Origin of the sequence: Candidatus Methylobacter favarea (assembly GCF_902806695.1) — a bacterium.
GTDB classification, from domain to species: domain Bacteria; phylum Pseudomonadota; class Gammaproteobacteria; order Methylococcales; family Methylomonadaceae; genus Methylobacter_B; species Methylobacter_B favarea.
This window is the reverse complement of the sequence record NZ_CADCXN010000096.1, coordinates 1-21545: the sequence shown is the minus strand read 5'-3', so window position 1 is coordinate 21545 and position 21545 is coordinate 1. Positions and strand designations below refer to the sequence as shown.

Genomic DNA, 21545 nt, shown 5'->3' with positions numbered 1-21545 from the left:
GCCGTCTGGCCCCGGTCGCTCTTGTTGCCCGGCACCCTCTGTTCAATACCTTTCCACGGGTCATCGTGCCATACTTTTCTTACCAGTAGCCCACCTGTTCAATCAGCTGGCATAATTATCCCCTATTCATTGTCAATAGACTCTAGTTGAATTAAAATATTTTTCTCTTTGTGTCCTCTTAGATTATTCTTTGAGATTTTGTCAAACCTTGAATACTTTTACCAGCATTCCTAATTTCCGCATGCCTGAAACAGTCGGTAGTATGATCATTTACCATGCCGGTCGCCTGCATGTGGGCATAGCAAATAGTGCTGCCCACAAACTTGAAGCCGCGCTTCTTCAGGTCTTTGCTCATAACATCAGATTCTGACGTAGTCACCGGAAAATCCGCCATGTTTTTCCAGGCATTTTGTTTAGGTATGCCATCAACAAAGCGCCAGATATACGCATCAAAACTGCCGAACTCCTGCTGAACTTTTAAAAAGGCTTGGGCATTGCTTACCGCCGCATTTATCTTCAGCTTATTTCTTATGATTTCAGGATTGGCTAATAGCGCAATGATTTTATTAGCGTCATAATTCGCCACGAGACCGGCATCAAAATTAGCAAAGGCTTTCCGGTAACCTTCGCGTTTTTTCAAAATGACAGACCAGCTTAATCCAGCCTGAGCCCCTTCCAGAATCAAAAACTCAAAGAGCAGCCGGTCATCATGCACCGGAACCCCCCATTCAAGATCATGGTATTGCTCTTCCAGCGGGCTTTTAAGTGCCCATGGACATTTTTTTCTCATACGTGTTAACAAGACAGGAAGAACGTGTAATTTGCGGCTTATTCCGGAGCGTAAAAAATATAATCTGCTACATAGGCAACCCGTTTCTCGCTACCTGGATGATTGGAATCACATCCCTCCAACGGCGGCAAGCCGCCATGCGTATTAATACGATTAATAAAATTCACATCGGCAAATATACCCTTGCGCTTATGAGCTATTGCCTCAACAAGCAACCAGGAAATTGCAGAGCCCGGCTCAATATCGATTTTATCAACTACCCGGCCCACGACCCGGCTGCCGTCTTTATATTCCCAGGTAGGACCTTCATAATGACGTCCGATTAACCGGCCTTCGGTATCGAATAAGTCGGTATCAGGCGCCTTTAATTTCCATGAATACCTGCCTTCATTCAGGACGCATTGATAAATTTGATCACCTTGTGCATGCGCAGACAAAACAGGCCTATTGCCGGCAGGCACGGTAATCTGCTCAGGTATTGAATCTTGAGCATTAACGCTGTTTTGCACCAATAGCCATAACAGGAATATTTTTTTAAGCATTACTTTTACCACGGTAGTAGAGCTCCATCATATTTAATAAAACTGCCTGAGTGTTCCAATGAAAAACTGTTTATTACGGAACGCATTCCCGAAACGCTTTCATCAGCATTAATTAAAGCATTCGTTCCCCCCATATCGGTTTTAACCCAGCCTGGATGAAAAATAAGCACGCCGATGGACTGCCCTTTAAGATCAATCGCTAAAGACTTCATGGCTGCATTCAGCGCCGCTTTGCTTGAGCGATAAAAAATACTGCCGCCTGCGTCATTATCAGCCATACTGCCCATTAAACTGCTGATGCTGGCAATTAATTTTTTTTCACTGCGCTGGATTTGCGGTAAAAAAGCTTCCGCCATTTTAACCGGCGATAAGGTATTTACCAGGAGCGTTTCAGTCCATGCCTGATAATCAAGCTTGCCAAAAACATGCTCCCGATGATCCTTGTAAACACCGGCATTATTAATCAGGACATCGATGCAACAATCAGACAGCTTCTGCGACAGCGCGTCGATTTGACTGAAATCAGCGACATCCAGGGCCTCTATCCGGATAGTGTTATATTGACGCACAAGTTCATCCAGTTTAAACGCCTGCTCCGGCTTGCGGCAACAGGCAATAATATCCCAGCCCTCCCTGGCATACTGGCGGCAAAATTCCAAACCTAAACCGCGATTAGAACCGGTAATTAAAACTGTAGCCATGCGATTTCTCCCATAAAAAAACCTTCTGCACCACAAGACGCAGAAGGTTTCCAGTTTACACAGAGTTAAGCTGAAAAATTATCAGCAGCAAACTTCCAGTTAACTAATGCCCAGAATGCTTCCAGATAGGCAGGGCGCGCATTACGGTAGTCAATGTAATAGGCATGCTCCCATACATCACAGGTCAGCAAGGGAGTTTGGCCGGTAGTCAACGGATTTCCCGCATTACTGGTACTCACCAATGCCAAGCTGCCGTCAGCATTTTTTACCAGCCAGGCCCATCCTGAACCAAAAGTAGTTACGGCGCATTTGGTAAACTCTTCCTTGAATTTTGCAAAAGAGCCGAAAGCAGAATTAATAGCATCAGCTAAAGCGCCATTAGGTTGACCGCCCCCATTTGGAGACAAACTATTCCAGTAAAAGGTATGATTCCAGACTTGAGCTGCATTATTGAAAATACCGCCGGAAGATTTTAAGATGATTTCTTCCAGAGATAGTTTTTCAAATTCAGTGCCGGGAATCAGGTTATTCAGATTCGTGACATAGGTCTGATGATGCTTTCCATAATGATACTCTAAAGTTTCTTCAGAAATATGGGGCGCCAATGCATCTTTAGCATAAGGTAAAGCAGGAAGTTCAAAAGCCATTTAATTCTCCTCAATAAAAATGTTAAATGATACCAGTATTAGTTTGCAAAGGTTACTATCCCAGTACCGCAGAGTCACGAAGAATTTCGTTTTCCACATATAATCGAACAGTTGCCAAATGCTGGGCTTCCTGCTTCAGTGCCAGTTGAAACTTTTCTATCCACTCGGCATGATTCACATGCCCCGCCAGCTTTATCAATAATTCCCAGCCGGCGTTATCAATCAGTTCCGCGGCTAGCAAGGCATCAAGCGATTGAGCAAGATTGGTACGAGGATCAGTAATGACCTTTAAAATGCCTGATGACGCTACTCCGGCTACATCCGCGCAAGGTGTTTGGGCGGTGGGATCGGCGCCCAGGTCCAGCAGAATGGACTTAGCAAGCTCGAAATGGGCTAACTCTTCTTCCCGAAAGCGATGCAAGGATTGAACCATCGCTTCAGATACGTCTTCCAGCACACTGGTTTTAGCTAATAAGGCATCATAAAGCCGTACACCCGTACGTTCAAAAGCCAGTCTTTCGCCCAGTTTGTCAACCAGCACCTCGATATCATTTCCTGTTAATTTTTCCATTGCGGTACCCACCAATCCTTTAAGATTGCCCGGCACCGGTACAGAACCTATCGGATTAGCGTCAGCAATATATTTACCTCTAAGCTTTGCCGCCATGTCGCTGCTACCTCCAATATCGGGAGAAACTTCTGCGGCGATAGTTTTTAAACTCGCACTATCTAATGGCGACATCTGTATGCCGGTGCGATTCATTCCCAAGTGAGTTTGTTTATCCATACACTGTTTCCCCCTTTGATTTAATATCTGATTTAGTATTTAATTCACCTCCTTCATGCCACCTGTAGCCGGCTGATACAGCCTCGGCAGCCACTCCTTCCGAGCAGATATGTCTGCGGTACTCTAATGAGGCAGTGCTTTCCTGACTGCGGTCAACGAATTCAGTGCCGCGGGTGCGAAGATTTACTTCGTCGGTTAATACCTTGCGCACAAACTCGCGCTGACTTTTAAATTCAATAAATTCAGGCAGTGAACTTCCCAGAACTTCAGCAGAATCGCGCCGTTCGTATTGTTCAAATAAGCCTTTAACGGTAGTTAAATGCCCCAGCTCATAATCGAGAAAACGCTCCCAGATAGCCTTGATGCGGGGATTGGTTTCCTGCTCTACGCAGCTGTAATAATTGTAAACTTCCATGGCTTCATGGATCAGCCATTTTTCAAGGTAACTTTCGCCCGGATCCATCAGTGCTCCGTACTGGGTCACATGCTGTTCTTCTACGGAAGCGATCTCTGCATATAATTGACGCGCTACGGGGTCAGCAAAGGTGGGGCCAATATTCATGTAATAGTCATGAGTCTGGTACTCGGCCGCCGTGATCATGGCTGCATGAATTTTAGTGATCAGCGCTGCCTGTCGGCAATTATAGGGATTGCGTACATCATCCTCGGGAGCGCGGTGATGATTTGTCGTAAGACGTCCGGGAATTATATCAGTATAACTTTGCAGAATATTATTGGCATCTTTGCCTTCAAGCCGATCCAGCAATGCTGAATACCGGTATAAGTGATCAAAATCCTCCAGCAGGCCAAACCGGTAAGTTTGGGCCTGATAAGGATCAGGCTCGGTCTGAGCTACCGCCGCCGTGACTTCAATGGCTACTTGCTCATACGCAATCGTTGTTTCAAGCGGGGAATGATCGGCTGATATCAGCCAATTAATCATGGTGGCCTGATGCTGCTCTACACGCCGAATTTGCGCAAGCGGCACCCGAAGCTCTCCATTGAAACGGGCTATGGCATGTTTCAAACGCAGTGCGTCTATTTCAATGCCATTCATTAAAATAATTCGGATACGCGTAAAAGCATCATCATCCAATTTACTGATCGGTTTGCCGACCATTTCTTTCCAGGTGAAGCGCTGGTTTTCTAACTTAACACCTTTTGAATCTAATAATTTAGCAGGCATAATTTATCTCCTTATATCATTGAAAATTAATTTTTAACAGTCGGTTTGGCTTTATTGGTGCGGGATTGAGGGGATTTCTTGCTCAGCATGACTTTTCTCCTGTGTGATTAGAAATCTAATCAAGAGGCGAAGAATATCTATAATGAGATACCACTAAAAAGTGGACAGAATGCAAAATTAAATTAAACTTGCAAATCCGACTATTAACATTTGAGTCTAAAAAAGTTATTACAAGTTCAAAAAAAATCCAGTAAGTAATCAAGCATATAAATTCGCTCTGAAATTTGATTAATCCCGGATAACTATTAAGCAGGTTAATTGATGAGCATGGGAAATCATTTAATTTATAATTGCCACCTGGCAAAGGCCTTTTAAAAGCCTTATAAACTCAAGTGTTACAGCCCGCGTAAATAAAGTTAAAGGTTAACTTATAATGGCTATAGAAATAGAACATAAATTTTTACTCGCGAATAGCGACTGGCGCAAGCAAATTAGCCACTCCGTGAAATACCGGCAAGGCTACTTGAGCTCACAGGCGTCAAGCTCAATCAGGGTCAGAATAAGTGATGATCACGCCTGGCTGAATATAAAAAGTGCCTCACCCGGAACAAACAGGCATGAATATGAATATGAGATTCCCCTGATTGACGCAGAGGAAATAATAAACAAGCTCTGCAGAAAACCCTTGATAGAAAAAACCCGCCATTTCGTCGTTGACGATGGACACACATGGGAAATAGATGAATTCGAAGGCAAGAATAAAGGCTTGATTGTCGCTGAAATTGAACTAGCTGAAACCGGTCTGCACTTTTCAAAACCGCACTGGTTAGGCCAGGAAGTCACGCATGATTTGCGATATTACAACAATAGCCTTTCTCTTCATCCCTATTCAGAATGGAGTGAAAACTAAAATCTTTCAGGCATATCAGGAAGTGGGAAAAATGTTGCCGAGCGCGCTGAAAATTAATTCTGATGGAATAGCTGCCAATTATTTTTATGGCGATTTTTTTTATTCCTTGACAGTCCAAAAGATGCGGTAAGAAATTTTGAAAGGGCAGCTGATGCCCTGTCGCACTGACCAACTTTTTGCCGATATTCAGCTAAAAAAAGCCAGGCTAGCAATAAGGATCGCCCACTAACAAAAAGTCAACGATTTACAACTTTTATTTTTTGTGTTTTTTTAATTCCGCAAGCAAGGAATAAGCTTTTATCCTGAGCTATATATTCATTTAAATTTTAACTTCGGAACAGTATTAATTAATTGAAGCTTTAATCAACCGGTGTTCTATCGTGGGTTGATTTCTGTTAATATATGAAGCCAGATAAATTAATTTCCGCAACTTCCTGGTAATAATTATGACTTTTGTAGTCACTGAAAACTGTATTAAATGTAAATTTACTGACTGCGTGGATGTATGCCCGGTAGACTGCTTTCGCGAAGGACCTAATTTTCTTGTTATTGATCCTGACGAATGTATTGACTGCACATTATGTGAACCCGAATGTCCGGCCAATGCAATTTTTGCTGAAGACGAATTACCTGAAGGGCAAGAAGTATTCCTTCAATTAAATGCGCAGCTGGCCAAACAATGGCCTGCTATTACGGAAGTGAAACCGCCCTTGCCTGATGCGGACGAGTGGAATGGAAAAGAACCTAAAATCGATTTACTGGAAAAATAAAATAATATTAAATGCCGGATAGATAGATTTTTAATTCATTATAAATGAAACCATTCATTCCCTTTCCGCATTAATAATATTTCATTTTTTATATCAGGACTTTTCTAACCTTGCTCTGGATTTCTTTATTCTGAAGTAAGACCGGTAATTATATTTATATTTCTAATACTGCTTCTCCCTACTTTTCAAAATCTCCCGGATTTTTCATGTTGCTTGGCACAGCTTAAACAGGAGCAGGGGCGTACACCTCTGTAGCCCTGTCTGCCCCTGCCGTTCATATTGCCTGTGTCATTTATCTATTTTAAGTGCCAAAAAACCCGGATTTCCTTGACGCTGAATTAAAACCGCGACCGATTTACCTGCCGGAAGACTCTTTATTATTCTCTCAAAATCACTAACATTGCGAATGCTATTATTTTGAATTCGTAAAATCACATCGCCAGGCTGGATTCCGGCATCTTTTGCCGGACCTTTACCGACCTCCTGGACCAGCACGCCATTTTTAATAACCTGAAGGGATTCTCTTTGCGCACTGGTTAAGTCAATAACAGTAATTCCCAGCCGATTGGTCGGTTTTGACTCGACTTTGGGTTCAGGTAATTTCTCATCCACTTCGGGTAAAAGCCCTACTTTAACAACGATGGTTTTAGTTTCGCCTTGCCTGATAACCTTTAACGTTGCCTTTCCATCTATAGGCGACATTCCCACCATCGGGGGCAATTCGCCCGAGGTTTCAATCTGCTGGCCATTAAATTCGGTAATAATGTCGCCAATCTGCAAATCTGATTTTTCTGCAGGACTGCCCGGGATTATTTTAGAAACCAGGGCTCCCTGCGGCCTTTTCATGCCAAATGATTCAGCCAGCTCCCTGGTTACATCCTGAATCTGAACACCCAGCCATCCGCGGGAAACTTTGCCCGTGGACTTTATCTGTTCAACAACATTCATCACTACATTAATGGGAATAGCAAATGAAAGCCCCATAAATCCGCCGGTCCGGCTATAAATTTGCGAGTTTATACCGACAACCTTGCCGTCCATATTAAACAGGGGGCCGCCTGAATTTCCCGGATTTATAGCCACATCAGTCTGGATAAACGGCACATAATTTCCGCCCGGCAAGCTCCGGCCTTTGGCGCTGACTATGCCGGCGGTCACCGACTGTTCAAAGCCAAAAGGCGAGCCGATAGCCAAAACCCACTCGCCTACCTGTAGTTGATCAGGAGAACCGATATTTACTACCGGTAAATCAGTGGCTTCAACTTTTAAAAGCGCAACATCCGTGCGGGCATCCGAGCCGATCAGCTTGGCCAATAATTCGCGTCGATCGGATAATTTGACAACTATTTCGGTGGCATCTTTTACGACATGATGATTAGTAAGTACATAGCCATCATGAGAAATAATAAAGCCTGATCCTAATGATTTGGTTTCGCGGGGCATATAGCCCCCGCCGGGGCCATTAAAAAAATGTTTGAATAACTCTTCCATTTCAGGAGGAATGCCCTCAGGCAATTGTTGCTGCGCTGAATCATCGCTCTCCACCGGGATCTTCTGGGTTGTACTGATGTTAACAACAGCTGCACCATTTTCTTTTACCATCCCCGTAAAATCAGGCAGTTGTGCCAAACTATGTTGGTTAAAAAGAACGAACAAAACAAAACAACCAATAACCTTATTGAGCATAAATCCCCCATTCCCAACAATTGATAAGATAACTTGAAAATAACAAACCGGCTTTCTCCACTGCCACTGACGTTGAATCAAAAAATGCCTCTTTAATAAACTTCCTGATTACAATTATGCTCAATTCCTCAGAACTCCTATAAATAGTGCCAAGTAAAGACTTAAAGGATTATTAAGGTGGAAAAATATAACTCAAAATGACTTGGATAAAAATTTATTGCGGGGACAAGTCATGGCGAAAATAGTGCTGCGAGACAATGTATTAACAGGATTATGGGGGAATCAAGACTTAATAACGAGGTTTTTTAATCATTCGTATCCTTTAATTGGATACCTTCAGCAATCAATTTCACTGTTGCTGCAGGCACCTCGCCCATCACCGTAAGCTGAGAATCGTCTATTATTCGGCTAAAAAAATTAATTGCTCCGACTGATTGAAGACCTGCCTGCATAGCGGGATTTTTATTTTCCCTATAAATCGAAATCGATGAAAAACCGTCACTTAACAATAAGTGAGCTACGGACTGATCGGAATTATGTAGGGGCCTGCGAGTAAAAAATATCTTGCGAAAGCCTGGGGGTAGCTCAGTTAAATCAAAATCCGGACCATCCGAGGCTTGAGACTGTAGCTTAGCAACCTGCTTGATTGATACTTTAGGGTGTGGAAGAGATTTGGGCTGCCTACGATTTGGAGTGGGGGGAGTTTTAACCTCGACAAAAGGCAGAGTGTCTTTAACCTGTAAATCAGTAAAAACAAATTGTTCCAGAATTGTCCCCGAGAGATCATAGAGAGCCACTTTAAGAGGCAAAAAATGCTGTTTTTCCATCCATATTTTCCGGACATAACGAAAATTATCTTTTGGTTGAATAGCAATTACATAAGTGGGCAACATAGCCACCTCTTCTTCACCAGCTATTTTGAAGCTGTAGGTTGCCTTCAATTCATCCAAATTCTTGGGTATATCTATCAGAAAAGAACGTCCCACAGGTCGATGATCTATAAGAATTTGTTTTGTACTCTTAAATACACAACTCACTCTATCTGCATCTCTAACAATTTCTCGAAGCGGGGAATTCAAAGATAACAGCCGTTCCTGCTCTTTGCCTTTTTCAGCTGCATGGAAATATTTCATCGTTTCCAGCTTACCATTGCGTAAAAAAGCCACAGTACCCTGATAATTTAAAGTTTCCATGGCATGCGTCATTTTCCTTAGCAACTGCGATGCATTCAGCCCTGATTCTTCCGCTGAAACTGCCTTTACTGAAAGTAACAGCAAAAGAAAAAAACTTTTTACCACTGTCATTTCCGGCTGTAAGCAGTTACTCGGGCATATGGATGAAAAGTAGCCTCGCCGTTAGTGTAAACACTGCTGTTATGGGCCTGTAAATAATCATTGATTTGCGAATTTATGGCTGAAGGTTCAGCTTCATTTTTTTGCGAAACGGGCTCAGGCGTTCGTTGTTGAGCTACTTCTATAATTGAGGCAGGCTTTATATTATCTGCTGTATTATTTATATTATGAGTTGTAATCACGGCCACTATAGCAAGCGATACAGCCACTGCAGTAAGCCTATGGTTTCGCTTGAATTGCGTGTGCTGCGGACGTTTAAGCTGAGGCAACAGGTAAACTGGTTCCTGCTGAATTTCCTGCCTTATCCGTTCAAAAAAATCAGGTCTCACTGTTAAAAACACATGTGCTTTCAGGGCATGACTTATTGTCTCATAACAGTTCAGCTTGTTTCTCGCTTCAGGTTGCGCCTGAAGCTTCTTTAATAAATTCAACGATTCCTTATAATCCAGCTCCTTATCAAGGAATTGAGAAATTTTTTGATTTAAATCTTCATACATCGAAAACACCGTTAATCAAGCAAAGGGTTCAATTTATTATCAATCGCTTCACGCGCTCTGAAAATGCGCGATCGTACTGTACCAACCGGACAATCCATCGCTTGAGCAATTTCCTCGTAGCTCATCCCTTCAAATTCCCGCAACATGATTGCTATGCGCATTTCTTCCGGCAACTTATCAATCACTGTTTTAATTGTTTCAACTATTTCCTGATTTAATAATAGCCTCTCGGGAGAATCCATGCCTTGTAATTGAGGAGCATTTTCAATTTGCTCCGCATCCTGGATATCTACTTGATAATCAGAGCTTCTTCTGGTCCGGGACACGAGATAATTCTTTGCTGTATTAATAGCAATTCGATAAAGCCAAGTATAAAAAGCGCTATCCCCGCGAAAATTGCCCAGTGCCCGATAGGCCTTAATAAAAGCTTCCTGAGCCACATCTTGAGCTTCACTGGGATCCTTGACATATCGATTTACCAGCTGAATGATTTTATGCTGATATTTAATTACCAATAGATCATAGGCTGACTTATCACCTTGTTGCACGCGCAACACCAGTTCTTCGTCTAGTTGTTCGCTTGTCCCGATATGATTGTTCACTATTTTTTATAGTTAAATTGACCTAATTAAACCGCATAAGTTCTATTGAAATAAAAAAATGCTCTTACTCTTCAAAGTAGTATTATCCCTAAAACAATAACAACTAAGCCAATTTACCATAAATTTAGTATAATATGATTTTTAGCTTTGAAACTTCAGGGTATTTTACCCTTATAATTAAAGCTCAATTAATATCTTCTTTATGGTTTATTCTCAAAATTATGATGTTCTAATCATTGGCAGTGGTGGCGCTGGCTTGAGTCTAGCGCTTAAATTGGCCAATTATTCTATACGGGTCGCGGTACTGTCAAAATTTGCCTTAACCGCCGGCAGTACCTATTATGCCCAAGGCGGCATATCAGCTGTTTTTGGTGCGGCTGATTCTATCGAGTCCCATATTAAGGATACTTTAGATGCAGGTGCGGGACTGTGTAATCTAGAAATTGTCACGCTTACTGTTACCCATGGCAAAACTTCTATAGACTGGCTGCGGAAACAAGGCGTGATATTTACGGAGGAACAAACCCTATCAGGTGAAATCAGGCTGCACTTGAATAAGGAAGGGGGCCATTCTCACCGGCGCATCGTTCATACCGCTGACGCAACCGGCAAAGCAGTTTCTCTTTCGCTTATTGAGCGCGCCCTGGAGCACCCAAATATAGAGTTATTCGAGCATCATAATGTAGTCGAATTAATTACTACCCAAAACACCAAAGCTACCGAGAAACGAATTATCGGCGCCTATGTTTTGGACACCCAAAAACAACAGGTCAAGACTATGGCGGCTCGGGTCGTCGTGCTGGCAACTGGCGGAGCCAGCAAGGTATATCTTTACAGCACAAATCCACAAAGCGCAACAGGCGACGGCATAGCCTTAGCCTGGCGAGCCGGTTGCCGCATTAGCAACATGGAGTTCATGCAGTTTCACCCCACTTGCCTTTATCATCCCCATGCCGGCTCTTTTCTCATCAGCGAAGCAGTAAGGGGCGAAGGCGGCAAGTTAATTCTGCCGGATGGCTCACCTTTCATGCATAAAGTCGATCCAAGAGCAGAATTGGCTCCGCGCGACATTGTAGCGAGGGCAATAGATCTGGAAATAAAAAAACGCGGCATAGACTGTGTTTACCTTGATATCAGCCATAAGCCAAAGCAATTCATACTGGAGCATTTTCCAACTATTTACCGGCAATGTCTCAAATTTGATATCGATATAAGCAAGCAGCCTATCCCGGTCGTTCCGGCCGCGCATTATACCTGCGGCGGCGTATTGACAGACTCTTATGCTCGCACCGATATCGAAAATCTCTATGCCATAGGCGAAGTCGCCTGTACCGGATTGCACGGCGCTAACCGCATGGCCAGCAATTCTTTGCTTGAATGCCTGGTATTCGCTGACCGGGCCAGTGAAAATATTTTGCTGAAGCTGCCCGATATTCCTCGACCTCCTGAAATCCGCGCTTGGGATGAGTCACAAGTCAGTGATTCTGATGAAGAAGTGGTTGTGGCTCACAACTGGAGCGAGCTGCGCCATTTTATGTGGGACTACGTCGGCATTGTCAGAACCGATAAAAGGTTGCATCGGGCAATGAGTCGGGTAGAGTTACTAAAAAAGGAAATAGCTGAGTATTACTATCATTTCCGTGTTACCAGCGACTTGCTGGAATTACGCAATCTGGTCATTGTCGCCGAATTAATTATTCGCTGCGCCCAACAACGCAAAGAAAGCCGGGGGTTGCATTACACCCTGGATTACCCTGATGCGGATACCACTAAACCACCGCAAAATACTATTTTAACTCCTGATAGCTGAATATTGTCCACGGCCGGCATGGGACCGTTTTAAATTTAATACAAAGGTTACGGATGCTCTAGCAGGGATTTAACGGTTTGAGCCGCCTGTTCGCAATCAGCCGCTGAGCTTTCTACGCGCCGCTGCAAAAAAAGCCCGACACTTAAGCCTTCACTATCCCGTGAAGCATATTCATTAAGAGGGCTGCATACTTTCTGCATCTCTTGCTCGGCGTGAAGCAAAGCATCATGATTTTTAATTTCACTTTCACTTTCCAGCATCATCATTACTCTGCTGGTTATATTATTCTGTAAACGAAATACATGTTCCACATAACGCGCAAAGTCTTTCCGGGACTGGCCCTTTGGACCATAACCGCCAAAAAAAGGAGAAGCACACCCTGATAATATCGCCGCGATAAACACCAGGATTAAGCTTTGACAATTAACCAAATTTATACTCTTACTTACCATTAGAGCCTTTGCATCTTCTCCATATAGCTTACTGATTAAAAATATCAATATACTATAAATAGTGCGGACGCACGTATCAAAAGTATCATAATCAATCGATGAGACAGCGGTTTACTTCCATAAAATCCCTTTAATATTTAGCCTATTTTTTGTATTATCCAATTATTCCGGGTGTATACTTCCCAGCATTATAACTATAAAAAATTCAACAAGCGCGGGTAAAACTGATGAATGAAAAGACTACGAGCAAATACCTGCTCAACCTTGAAAAACATTTCGCCACTGACCATCCGGTATTGATGAAAGCAGCCAAAGCTTTTCATGATCTTGATCAGATTGAGTACGATCTGGGACTCATCGAAATGGATGAAACAACTGCCTGTAAAATATCATGGTGGCCAATAGTCAGCTTGATTGGCGGTAATTCAACAGCCAAATCCCGATTTTTAAATAATTACCTGGGCGCGGAAAATGTGCTTTCCGGAATTCAGGCTTCCAGCCACAAATTTACCGTTCTGCTTCAGGGCAGCCAGTCCAGTCCGTCCATTTTACCGGGAACCGCATTGGATGTTGACCCCCGGTTTCCTTTTTACCAAATCAGCCGCAAAATTGAACAGCAGCAAAACGGCGAGGGAAACAGGATTAATTCCTACCTGGAATTGAAAACCCTCAACAGCGACTATTTAAAAGGCAAGCTATTCATTGACTCTCCCAATATTAACGAGGCTTCAAATAACCCGGTTATTTCACTTTTACTAAAACATACGATTGAACACTCTGACCTGGTATTTATTTTTACTGATACTTTTGACTCAACATCGCCTTTAATTGATGAGCTAGTAGCTACCATCAGCCTTTACCAGGATTCCAATAAATTCGTTTATCTCATCGACGCCCCCGCCGGACCGCTGAACCCGACCAGGAATAATGATATGATTTCGTCGTGGCAACGAAGACTCTCCGAATCAGGGCTTAATACAGGCCAATTTATTATCGTGCCTAATCAGGAACACGGCATCGGCGCGCCAAACCGTCTTGACTATGCCGAAATAGATCTACGCCTGAACAATGTTGCGCACGACCGTTCTTACCGGGTGCTGCACTCCCTGGAAAAAAGCATTCGTGAAATTGAAAGCGTAATTATGCCCGAAGTAAAAAAAGCTATCGTTCTATGGAAAGAACGCGTCAACATGTCCAGCCTACTGGTTCTGGGATTTATTGCTACGCTGGTAATTTTCGCTGAGATTCAAGTTGGCATCCTGGATTTCCTGATCGACCCGATAATCGGCCCGCTAATACTACTAATCGTATTAGCAATAATAATCCCCTTGCATCTCATTATTAGCAAATTACAAGCGAAATTAATTTCAAGTCGGCTTCATGCCCGGCAAAAAGAACTTCATTTAATGGAGAATCTAGCCAATCTATATGAAAAAAACCTGACATTTGTGCACATGCTGCTTCCGTTGACCGAACCGGTCGTCTGGAATAAGAAAACAAAAGCCCGTTTATCCCAATTATCCGATAAAACCAAAGAACTGGTTCAGTCTTTGAATGATAATTTTAGTAGTTATAATGAACCGTCATTCAAAACTCGTCCGGACTCAGCAGATTTTGAAGATTATTCCCAGGGCATAACTATCCCGCGAACCTGATAGTTGAATTGCGAGCCTTGCAATGACTGGCTGTAATTGACTATGGCTATCCTGAAACACTATCTGGCTCTTTGCTGGTTCAGAAATGACCCGCTCGAATTACCCAGATCGGTCGCCTTTTTTAAACAAAATCTCTTGTTCTATTTTGTTATCGAGTATTTTATGCAGGCGAATATGACCGATGACCCTGTAGAATCCTTTGTTGAAGTTAGCATAGTTACCTTACTAACTCTCTTGTTTATAGGGATTATGCTGTTTTTTAATAAAACGCTCTATGCTTTTATACAAATAACCACCGCCATTTTATTTTGTGCGAATATTGTCGCTTGCTTCATCGTACCGGTAATAATCTGGCTAACTGTAAGCGAAGACCCTTTAAGTTATTATTTCTTTGCAATACTTCTATTTTGGGATTATGCAATGGTAACTTATATTATAAAATGCACCCTATCCATAAATATCCTGGCCAGCACGGTATTAGCGCTGTTCTATTTTACGGCCACTTATTTTGGCGCCTTTGCGCTCGGACAATTGTTTTAAAATAAACAGCCGTAAAATCCAGTAAATTTGCATAAAATCAGATCAGGCAAGTAACTTCTATTCCTGGCCTCCCATTCTGAAGTGACATTAGTTTTGCTCATTTCGCTATCTAACTCATATCCTGTTTCCGGCTATTTTTTAATCGAAAGATAGTTTTCTTAAGCCGGAGCAGTGAATCTGAAAACCATTTCTTTCGAAAACGAAGACTGTAGCTTTTTGCTGGATGGCAGCATCAATCAACTCCCTTCCAATATAACCTGACTTTGTGATGGCAAGGCTGCGTCATGCCGAATTATTCATTCTTTACTGAAAACAAATTACTGGCTATTTTAAATTGCTGTATAGGCTACTTGGCTTTAGTGCATATTGAATAGATTGAATTGACCCTATTAAAACAGCTGAATCGGGGCATTTATTGAATTTCTGCAGCAGTTTGGAATGCTCATGAATAAGCTTTTTTTCTGATTATTACAATTCTGAACTCCTCGATAAAATGGCTAATTGTTTCAACTTATTTTGAATTTTCGCCAAGTATGGCTAGTTAATGCATTCAATGGTGGATTTTATCCCCTGCTTTTATTAACACTGATTTTTGAGCAACTTTCAGTTTCTATTTCAGCTGAAAAGAAAGCATAGACAGTCTTCCTGTCGCAACCCGTTTAGCTAGCCTATCGGCATTATCGGCTCAGGAGCGCATGCCGATTCCCTTTTTAAATAATTGTTTATATTTATTATTTATGCTATTTAAAGCCGCATTATTCATCACAAGCAACCGGCTGTTTTTTACAAACTTTGCGCGGGAAGCTATTTATGGCTCATCGATAATATTATTCTTTTTTAGCTTTCTCAATGTATCAGCCAGTCCACTACCCAGATTAATAATTATTTCCTGCTTTTGTTCATCAATCAGAGAGCCATCCGCATTAAATGCGCTGTCAGCATGAGAAATAGTCTGTTGAGCAGATAATACAGTGACGCCGATATTGCCTAACAACATTCGTAAAAATACCAAACCTCTCAAACCCCCTAATATGCTCGGAGAAGCCGCCATAATGACTGCTATTTTTCCCCGAAAAGCAAGTAACGGTGGCTCATTATTCTGTCTGCGGGAAGCCCAGTCGATTGCATTTTTAAGTAAAGGGCTGAAGGCGCTATTGTATTCAGGTGAGGCAATCAAAAAACCATCATGATCAATCAGCAATTGTTTAAACTGTCCGGCTTTTTGGGGCATTCCCTCGGCCAGTTCCAGATCCTGATTAAAAATAGGCATGGGAAAATCAGCCAGATTAATTAGAGTAACGTCTACTCCGGATTTTTCTGCGCCTGAAACAGCAATCCTGACCAGTTGCTGATTATAGGAATCCTTCCGGGCACTACCGGAAAATGCGAGAATTTTAGGCATATTTTTATTTTATTTTAAAAACAACTACCATCCGAGGTCAATAAGCATGAGTCCGCCGGTTAAGGGATCATCACTAATGATTAAGTTTAGCAAGTTATTTCCTCTATTTTTCTCTGCTGTTTTAGGGCTGCATCCTGAACTGTTTGATCAGTTTTCTTGGCTTTTTCCACAGCCTCCAATCCTGCTTTAACTGCCTCTGTATTACTGGTTTTAATCGGTTTAACGTCATCATCGCAGCCGACGATTGAAATAAATAACGCTATTATTGTAAGTTTAATTATAAATTTCATCTATTTTGCTCCTCTTTTATTTACGGGACAGCCGGTTCGCTAAGGAGCCTGCAATAGTGCAGGTCTGGCCTGACAAGCCGCCAGGTTTTTTATTGAGGCAAGTGGCTCGCTTCTATAGCTTTCCCGTAATCAACGCCGATGCTGACAATAAAGCTGCTTGCTTCCTCGATATTCATTGTCGATTTTATCAATTTTGATTTATCAACGATTACGGTAAAACCGGAGGTCGGATTAGGCGATGTAGGAATAAACAATACATACTTGTCATTAAGCCGATTGGTGACATAGGCCGGCACCCACACACCTTCTTTTGGATATTCAACATAAACTACTTCCTTGACCGCCGCCGGCTCCCGGGAAGCGAACATATTAATGACTTTTTTCATTACCCGGTACACAGTATTTAAAAAAGGGATTCTTTCAATTATATAGTCGAAGCCGGCAATAACCCATGAGCGTCCTTCTTTAGCTATTTTCTGGCCTATCGATACCAAAATAATAAAGCTGACAGCGAAAAATAAAACGGTATAAATATAGCTGTCGGCATAACCGTAAACCAGATAAAATAAATTCGAAACCAGGGATTTTACAAAAATGATAATTTGTAGAACTATAACAATAGGGATAACCGCAAAAATGCCAATCAGAAAATCATTAAGTAGTTTTTTAATCAGTGCTTTCATTTTTTCTCCGTGTTTTTAACACCTTATCTTCAGCATGATATCTGATGCAGACAGGAAAGCTGCAAGTATCTGCCGGACTTTTTATTATGAATAGTGTCTGTCTTGAAAGTATTTCCACAGTCAGTAAAATTCGATTGCCTCTACCTGCAGAAAACTCCGCTTCATTATAAGCAAATTTCCGATTGCTGTATTAGTTATCGAAAGGACTACGACGCCAGCCTATATTACCAAGCTGTTTTTTTCATCTGACTCGACCCATCCGTGCGCCCCTTAACTCGCAGCAGGGCTCGGGGTGGAACGTTTTGACGCTGTTAAACTCGGCCTTAAATTGAAGGGTTGGCGGCACAAAGCCGGGTAACAGGAAAATGACAGCTGAAACGGCTGCCCTTCCCTAATTCGCTTGCGATATTTAATTTTGCGTCATGCCGCATCAGGACATGTTTAACAATAGCCAGGCCCAGACCGGTACCGTTCACTTTCCGGTTGCGCTTGACTTCACAGCGGTAAAACCGCTCGGTGATACGGGGAATATCGGCTGCGGCTATGCCCTCCCCCTGATCTTCTACCTCCAGCACCATCGAATCATTCGTCTCATACCAGCGTACTTTTACGACGGAATCCTGCGGGGAATATTTAAGGGCATTGCTTAACAAATTAGTGAAGGCGCTGCGTAATTCCTGCTCTTCGCCAAAAATATGAGCATCCGATTGCAGAGTCAATTTGATCCGCCTGTCAGCCGTTTCCAGCGTATCGCTTTCTCTGCAAATCTGACTTAATAACTCGGGAACATTAATACACTGGGGCTTTTTTTGTTGGGTTTCCAGTCGGGTGAGTAACAGCAGATCATCGACAAGGTGCTGCATTCTCTCGGTTTGAGCCTGCATTTCCTTGAATGAAGTGGTTAATAAGGGTGAATTCCCGTCATCCATGTCCTGCAAGGTCTCCAGATAACCTTTCAATACCGTCAAAGGCGTTCTGAGTTCATGCGACACATTGGCGACAAAATCCTTGCGCATCCGTTCCATCTTCTTTAACTGTGTTACATCCTGAGCCAATAACAGCCGCAACCCCGCGCCATAAGCCACAACGCGCACTTCCAGGGTAATCCGATCATCTATGGGTGACGGTATAATTACCGCCTCATTATAATTACCGGATCTGAGATAACTGATAAATTCCGGAAAACGAATAAGATTGGGAATACGTTGGCCTTTATCCGACTGCTTAAGTCCCAGTACTTCCCTTGCCGCTTTATTTTCCCACTCAATTTCGTCATTGTTTCCCAGAACTACGGCTGCATCAGGCAAGGCTTCTGTTGATTTGCGAAACTGGTCGATTATTTTACCCAGTTTCTTTTTGCGTTTTTTTTCCGTTTTCTTGATGCGATAAACATGATAATAAATTTCTTCCCAAATACCCCTGGTTTCAGGATAGCGCCTTCTTCCCCCCACGCTGATCCATTTTTCAAAGCGGCTGATCTGGTAGACCTGATAAATTAATAAAAAAAGAACCAGAATAAACAGCATAGGCTGAAAGAATCCGGTCAATCCGCCTACTATCGAGACTATTATTAACAGTAGAAGTACTATGCTTATCTCTTTTTGCCAGGCATTCATAAAGCTTAATCCGGCAATGAAAATCGATAGCCGAAACCACGCACGGTTTGAACCAAATCTTCCTTGCCGTATTTGCCAAGAATTTTCCTTAATCGGCGAATATGCACGTCAACCGTGCGTTCTTCAATATACACACTACGCCCCCAAACCTGATCCAGCAATTGAGTACGGCTGTAAACCTTATCCGGATGCGTCATAAAAAACTGCATTAATCTAAATTCAGTCGGACTGACCTCCAGTTGCTTGTCGCTGATGCTTAACCTGTGCTGATCGGTATCCAGCACCAGATCACCCAGTGAAATTTGCGCGAGCCCCTGTATTTTTCCGGTTCTGCGCAATACCGCGCGAATACGCGCCACTAATTCCTTAGTCGAAAATGGTTTGGTCATATAATCATCAGCCCCGCTTTCGAGACCTCTGACCGTATCTTCTTCTTCACCTCGCGCCGTCAGCAATATAACGGGCAGATCACGATGGACGGCTTCTTTTTTCAAACGCCGGGCCCATTCAACTCCACTTATACCCGGCAGCATCCAGTCGAGCAAAATCAGGTCAGGCGCATTCTCATCCAGGACTTTTTGCGCCTCGGCAGCATCGGCTGCGGCAATGGATTTAAAACCGGCCTGTTCAAGCACCATCATTAACATCCCTCTGATAGCATCTTCATCTTCAACAACGAGAATAGTAAGTCTGGACATAATTAAATAGAGAGGAAAATAAATATTACATTGTAACAAAGCACATATTACCTCTTTATGACAAAAGGATGACCTATGAAATGACTAAGAGTCATGGCTTTTTCGGCAAGCCCTAGCCAAGTCCAGGGAGGTAGGATTATGAAATATGCCGTTGGGTGAGTCATTAAACAAAGCACGGCATTCAGCTTTCACAATACCGCCAACGGTACAACTGTGGCAGAAAGAATTCTGCACGCTCACTTTTGCAGCACAAATACCAAGTTGCCATCAAACTTCAGGAAAAATAAGAAACAAGATGTCCCAGAGTAAAAACGATGCCTGTCCACTCAATGGCTCTTTGGCCCATTGAACAAGGCTGTGCTGTCGCATGCAGATCGAATTCGCTCCGGTCTGCCAGGCTGTACAGTTCAGCACATCGATTAATCGCAACCATTTGTCCATGAAAAGTCGAATTAAGTAAGGACTGATCCATACTGCCTGTTAATGTCAATCGTAGCGCGGGGAATAGGCGCCACCATTAGAAGTTCATGTTTCAGTAAAGCCAGGTTAAGCGCCTGAGCATCAATCCTCAAGCGTCATTTTATCGCTTCTATAAAATTTAATATTTAATCAACTGTACTTTTATGCCTATTATAGTAAGCGCAACTGATCCTGAATAAGTTGTAAAGGATCAGTGTGATAAATAATTGCCATAACCCTTTTATCAAACAAAAATAAAGAAATGATTATGAGTATGTTGCAAGAATTTAAGGAATTTGCTGTAAAAGGAAATGCTATTGACATGGCAGTAGGTATAATTATTGGCGCTGCTTTCGGCAAAATTGTTTCCTCCCTTGTAGCTGATGTGATCATGCCGCCAATCGGCGTATTAATAGGAGGAGTGGACTTTACCAAGCTCGCCTTTACCCTGCGAGAAGCGACTGGCAAGGCGACTGCCGTCACGCTTAATTATGGTAATTTCATTCAGACCGTGGTTGATTTTACGATCATTGCCTTTGCTATTTTTATAATGGTCAAGGTCATCAGCAATCTCAAGAAAAAGGATGAAGCAGTTCCTGCAGGGAAGCCGGAACCGTCCAGGGAAGAATTATTGCTAACCGAAATCCGGGATTTGCTCAAAGCAGGAAAATAATCTTTATTAACCAAAATCAGCAGCCTATCTAATTCAATGCAACACTAGACCAGGAGAAGGCTTTTAAAATTTATCAATTTTTATGTTTTAGGCACAGTGCCTTTCAGCTTCAATTAAACACATCAAGGTGATTACTATGAAACATTTATATACCTCAACAGCCGCTTTTTTACTGATATTTCCTTTAAGCATGACGAGTTTGGCTGCCGATCCGCAAAAAGCCGCCGAGCCTATGAAAGGCATGGGCATGGGCATGGGCATGGGTCAGAATCAAGGTCAAGGCATGCATCAAGGCATGGGCATGATGGGAATGGGCGGCATGACCGAAGCACAAAAAGATCAACATATGCGTAGCATGCAGGAACACATGCTAATGATGCATGACCTTTCAAACCAGATTTTGGCAGAGAAAGATCCTGCCAAGAAAGAATCTCTAAAAAAGCAGCAACTGGAACTCATGAAGGCGCAGCATGAGCAAATGATGCAGCATCGCCAACAAAAGATGCAGGAACATAAGCAATAGCGGGGAGTCGCTATTTATGCGAACGCTTTTATGAGCATCCCTGCCCAACAAGCGGCAAAAATTACGCGACCGCTCATGCCGGCGGCCCCAGCCGTCCTGCTTCACTCGTTGCATACCCAGCAAGGGGTATGCAACATAGTTTTCGCAATGATGATATGGACTCCTCCTTACCCACACGGTGTCATAAAATGCACCCAATGATTTAACGGAGCAAAGAGGAGCCCGACATGAATAATAACGCAGTTGGTTTGGATATTTCAAAAAATGTTTTCCA

General features: G+C 42.7%; 24 protein-coding genes. 7 read left to right on the top strand and 17 right to left on the bottom strand.

What is annotated here, in order from left to right:
- Positions 1-178: 178 nt before the first annotated feature.
- From HUX64_RS15360 to HUX64_RS15335, 6 genes are all read right to left on the bottom strand, one after another.
- Positions 179-790: a DNA-3-methyladenine glycosylase I gene (locus tag HUX64_RS15360; protein ID WP_174627098.1), complete on the bottom strand. Its 612-nt coding sequence runs from the start codon at positions 788-790 to the stop codon at positions 179-181.
- A 38-nt stretch (positions 791-828) separates the two neighbouring features.
- Positions 829-1332 (bottom strand): DUF3455 domain-containing protein, encoded by a 504-nt coding sequence (locus tag HUX64_RS15355; RefSeq protein WP_174627097.1) that lies wholly within the window; start codon positions 1330-1332, stop codon positions 829-831.
- Between the two features lie 5 nt (positions 1333-1337).
- Positions 1338-2033, bottom strand: a complete 696-nt coding sequence (locus HUX64_RS15350; protein WP_174627096.1) for an SDR family oxidoreductase — start codon at positions 2031-2033, stop codon at positions 1338-1340.
- 65 nt (positions 2034-2098) lie between these two features.
- Entirely contained in the window at positions 2099-2680 is a 582-nt protein-coding gene (gene sodB, locus HUX64_RS15345) for a superoxide dismutase [Fe] (RefSeq protein WP_174627095.1), read from the bottom strand.
- Between the two features lie 55 nt (positions 2681-2735).
- On the bottom strand, positions 2736-3467 hold the full coding sequence (locus HUX64_RS15340) for a ferritin-like domain-containing protein (RefSeq protein ID WP_174627094.1): 732 nt from the start codon (positions 3465-3467) through the stop codon (positions 2736-2738).
- Positions 3460-4653 (bottom strand): hypothetical protein, encoded by a 1194-nt coding sequence (locus tag HUX64_RS15335; RefSeq protein ID WP_174627093.1) that lies wholly within the window; start codon positions 4651-4653, stop codon positions 3460-3462. The genes HUX64_RS15340 and HUX64_RS15335 overlap by 8 nt, the downstream gene beginning before the upstream one ends.
- A gap of 433 nt (positions 4654-5086) precedes the next feature.
- Here HUX64_RS15335 and HUX64_RS15330 point away from each other — a divergent pair, with 433 nt between their 5' ends.
- Together HUX64_RS15330 and fdxA are read left to right on the top strand one after the other, a co-directional pair.
- Positions 5087-5563, top strand: coding sequence for a CYTH domain-containing protein (locus HUX64_RS15330; RefSeq protein ID WP_174627092.1), 477 nt, complete (start codon positions 5087-5089; stop codon positions 5561-5563).
- 446 nt (positions 5564-6009) lie between these two features.
- On the top strand, positions 6010-6333 hold the full coding sequence (gene fdxA / locus HUX64_RS15325; RefSeq protein ID WP_174627091.1) for a ferredoxin FdxA: 324 nt from the start codon (positions 6010-6012) through the stop codon (positions 6331-6333).
- A 288-nt stretch (positions 6334-6621) separates the two neighbouring features.
- Here fdxA and HUX64_RS15320 read toward each other — a convergent pair whose 3' ends face one another.
- From HUX64_RS15320 to rpoE, 4 genes are all read right to left on the bottom strand, one after another.
- On the bottom strand, positions 6622-8019 hold the full coding sequence (locus tag HUX64_RS15320) for a DegQ family serine endoprotease (RefSeq protein ID WP_174627090.1): 1398 nt from the start codon (positions 8017-8019) through the stop codon (positions 6622-6624).
- A gap of 305 nt (positions 8020-8324) precedes the next feature.
- Positions 8325-9323, bottom strand: coding sequence for a MucB/RseB C-terminal domain-containing protein (locus tag HUX64_RS15315; protein ID WP_174627089.1), 999 nt, complete (start codon positions 9321-9323; stop codon positions 8325-8327).
- Positions 9320-9868 (bottom strand): sigma-E factor negative regulatory protein, encoded by a 549-nt coding sequence (locus HUX64_RS15310; RefSeq protein WP_174627088.1) that lies wholly within the window; start codon positions 9866-9868, stop codon positions 9320-9322. Before HUX64_RS15310 ends, HUX64_RS15315 begins: the two co-directional genes overlap by 4 nt.
- A gap of 11 nt (positions 9869-9879) precedes the next feature.
- Positions 9880-10470: an RNA polymerase sigma factor RpoE gene (rpoE, locus tag HUX64_RS15305; RefSeq protein WP_174627087.1), complete on the bottom strand. Its 591-nt coding sequence runs from the start codon at positions 10468-10470 to the stop codon at positions 9880-9882.
- A 202-nt stretch (positions 10471-10672) separates the two neighbouring features.
- On the opposite strand from rpoE, the gene nadB reads away from it, so the two are divergent.
- Entirely contained in the window at positions 10673-12280 is a 1608-nt protein-coding gene (gene nadB, locus HUX64_RS15300) for an L-aspartate oxidase (RefSeq protein WP_174627086.1), read from the top strand.
- A gap of 47 nt (positions 12281-12327) precedes the next feature.
- Here nadB and HUX64_RS15295 read toward each other — a convergent pair whose 3' ends face one another.
- Complete coding sequence (locus HUX64_RS15295; RefSeq protein WP_246247064.1) at positions 12328-12711, bottom strand: hypothetical protein; 384 nt, start codon at positions 12709-12711, stop codon at positions 12328-12330.
- Between the two features lie 248 nt (positions 12712-12959).
- Here HUX64_RS15295 and HUX64_RS15290 point away from each other — a divergent pair, with 248 nt between their 5' ends.
- Both HUX64_RS15290 and HUX64_RS15285 read left to right on the top strand, forming a co-directional pair.
- Entirely contained in the window at positions 12960-14387 is a 1428-nt protein-coding gene (locus HUX64_RS15290; RefSeq protein WP_174627084.1) for a P-loop NTPase family protein, read from the top strand.
- A 42-nt stretch (positions 14388-14429) separates the two neighbouring features.
- Positions 14430-14927, top strand: coding sequence for a hypothetical protein (locus tag HUX64_RS15285; protein ID WP_174627083.1), 498 nt, complete (start codon positions 14430-14432; stop codon positions 14925-14927).
- Positions 14928-15735: 808 nt separating this feature from the next.
- Here the strand turns inward: HUX64_RS15285 and HUX64_RS15280 are convergent.
- The 6 genes from HUX64_RS15280 to HUX64_RS15255 all read right to left on the bottom strand — a co-directional run bounded on the left by HUX64_RS15280 (position 15736) and on the right by HUX64_RS15255 (position 20088).
- Positions 15736-16329, bottom strand: coding sequence for an NADPH-dependent FMN reductase (locus tag HUX64_RS15280; protein ID WP_174627082.1), 594 nt, complete (start codon positions 16327-16329; stop codon positions 15736-15738).
- An 86-nt stretch (positions 16330-16415) separates the two neighbouring features.
- Complete coding sequence (locus HUX64_RS15275; protein ID WP_174627081.1) at positions 16416-16619, bottom strand: hypothetical protein; 204 nt, start codon at positions 16617-16619, stop codon at positions 16416-16418.
- A gap of 89 nt (positions 16620-16708) precedes the next feature.
- Entirely contained in the window at positions 16709-17302 is a 594-nt protein-coding gene (locus HUX64_RS15270; RefSeq protein ID WP_174627080.1) for a DUF502 domain-containing protein, read from the bottom strand.
- A gap of 323 nt (positions 17303-17625) precedes the next feature.
- Positions 17626-18918, bottom strand: a complete 1293-nt coding sequence (gene phoR, locus HUX64_RS15265) for a phosphate regulon sensor histidine kinase PhoR (RefSeq protein WP_174627079.1) — start codon at positions 18916-18918, stop codon at positions 17626-17628.
- 5 nt (positions 18919-18923) lie between these two features.
- Positions 18924-19616 (bottom strand): phosphate regulon transcriptional regulator PhoB, encoded by a 693-nt coding sequence (gene phoB / locus HUX64_RS15260; protein WP_174627078.1) that lies wholly within the window; start codon positions 19614-19616, stop codon positions 18924-18926.
- Between the two features lie 274 nt (positions 19617-19890).
- Positions 19891-20088, bottom strand: coding sequence for a cytidine/deoxycytidylate deaminase family protein (locus tag HUX64_RS15255; protein ID WP_174627077.1), 198 nt, complete (start codon positions 20086-20088; stop codon positions 19891-19893).
- Positions 20089-20343: 255 nt separating this feature from the next.
- Between HUX64_RS15255 and mscL the strand changes: the two genes are divergently transcribed.
- Both mscL and HUX64_RS15245 read left to right on the top strand, forming a co-directional pair.
- Entirely contained in the window at positions 20344-20748 is a 405-nt protein-coding gene (gene mscL, locus HUX64_RS15250; RefSeq protein ID WP_217426563.1) for a large-conductance mechanosensitive channel protein MscL, read from the top strand.
- Positions 20749-20884: 136 nt separating this feature from the next.
- Positions 20885-21271 (top strand): hypothetical protein, encoded by a 387-nt coding sequence (locus HUX64_RS15245; protein WP_174627076.1) that lies wholly within the window; start codon positions 20885-20887, stop codon positions 21269-21271.
- Positions 21272-21545 lie beyond the last annotated feature (274 nt).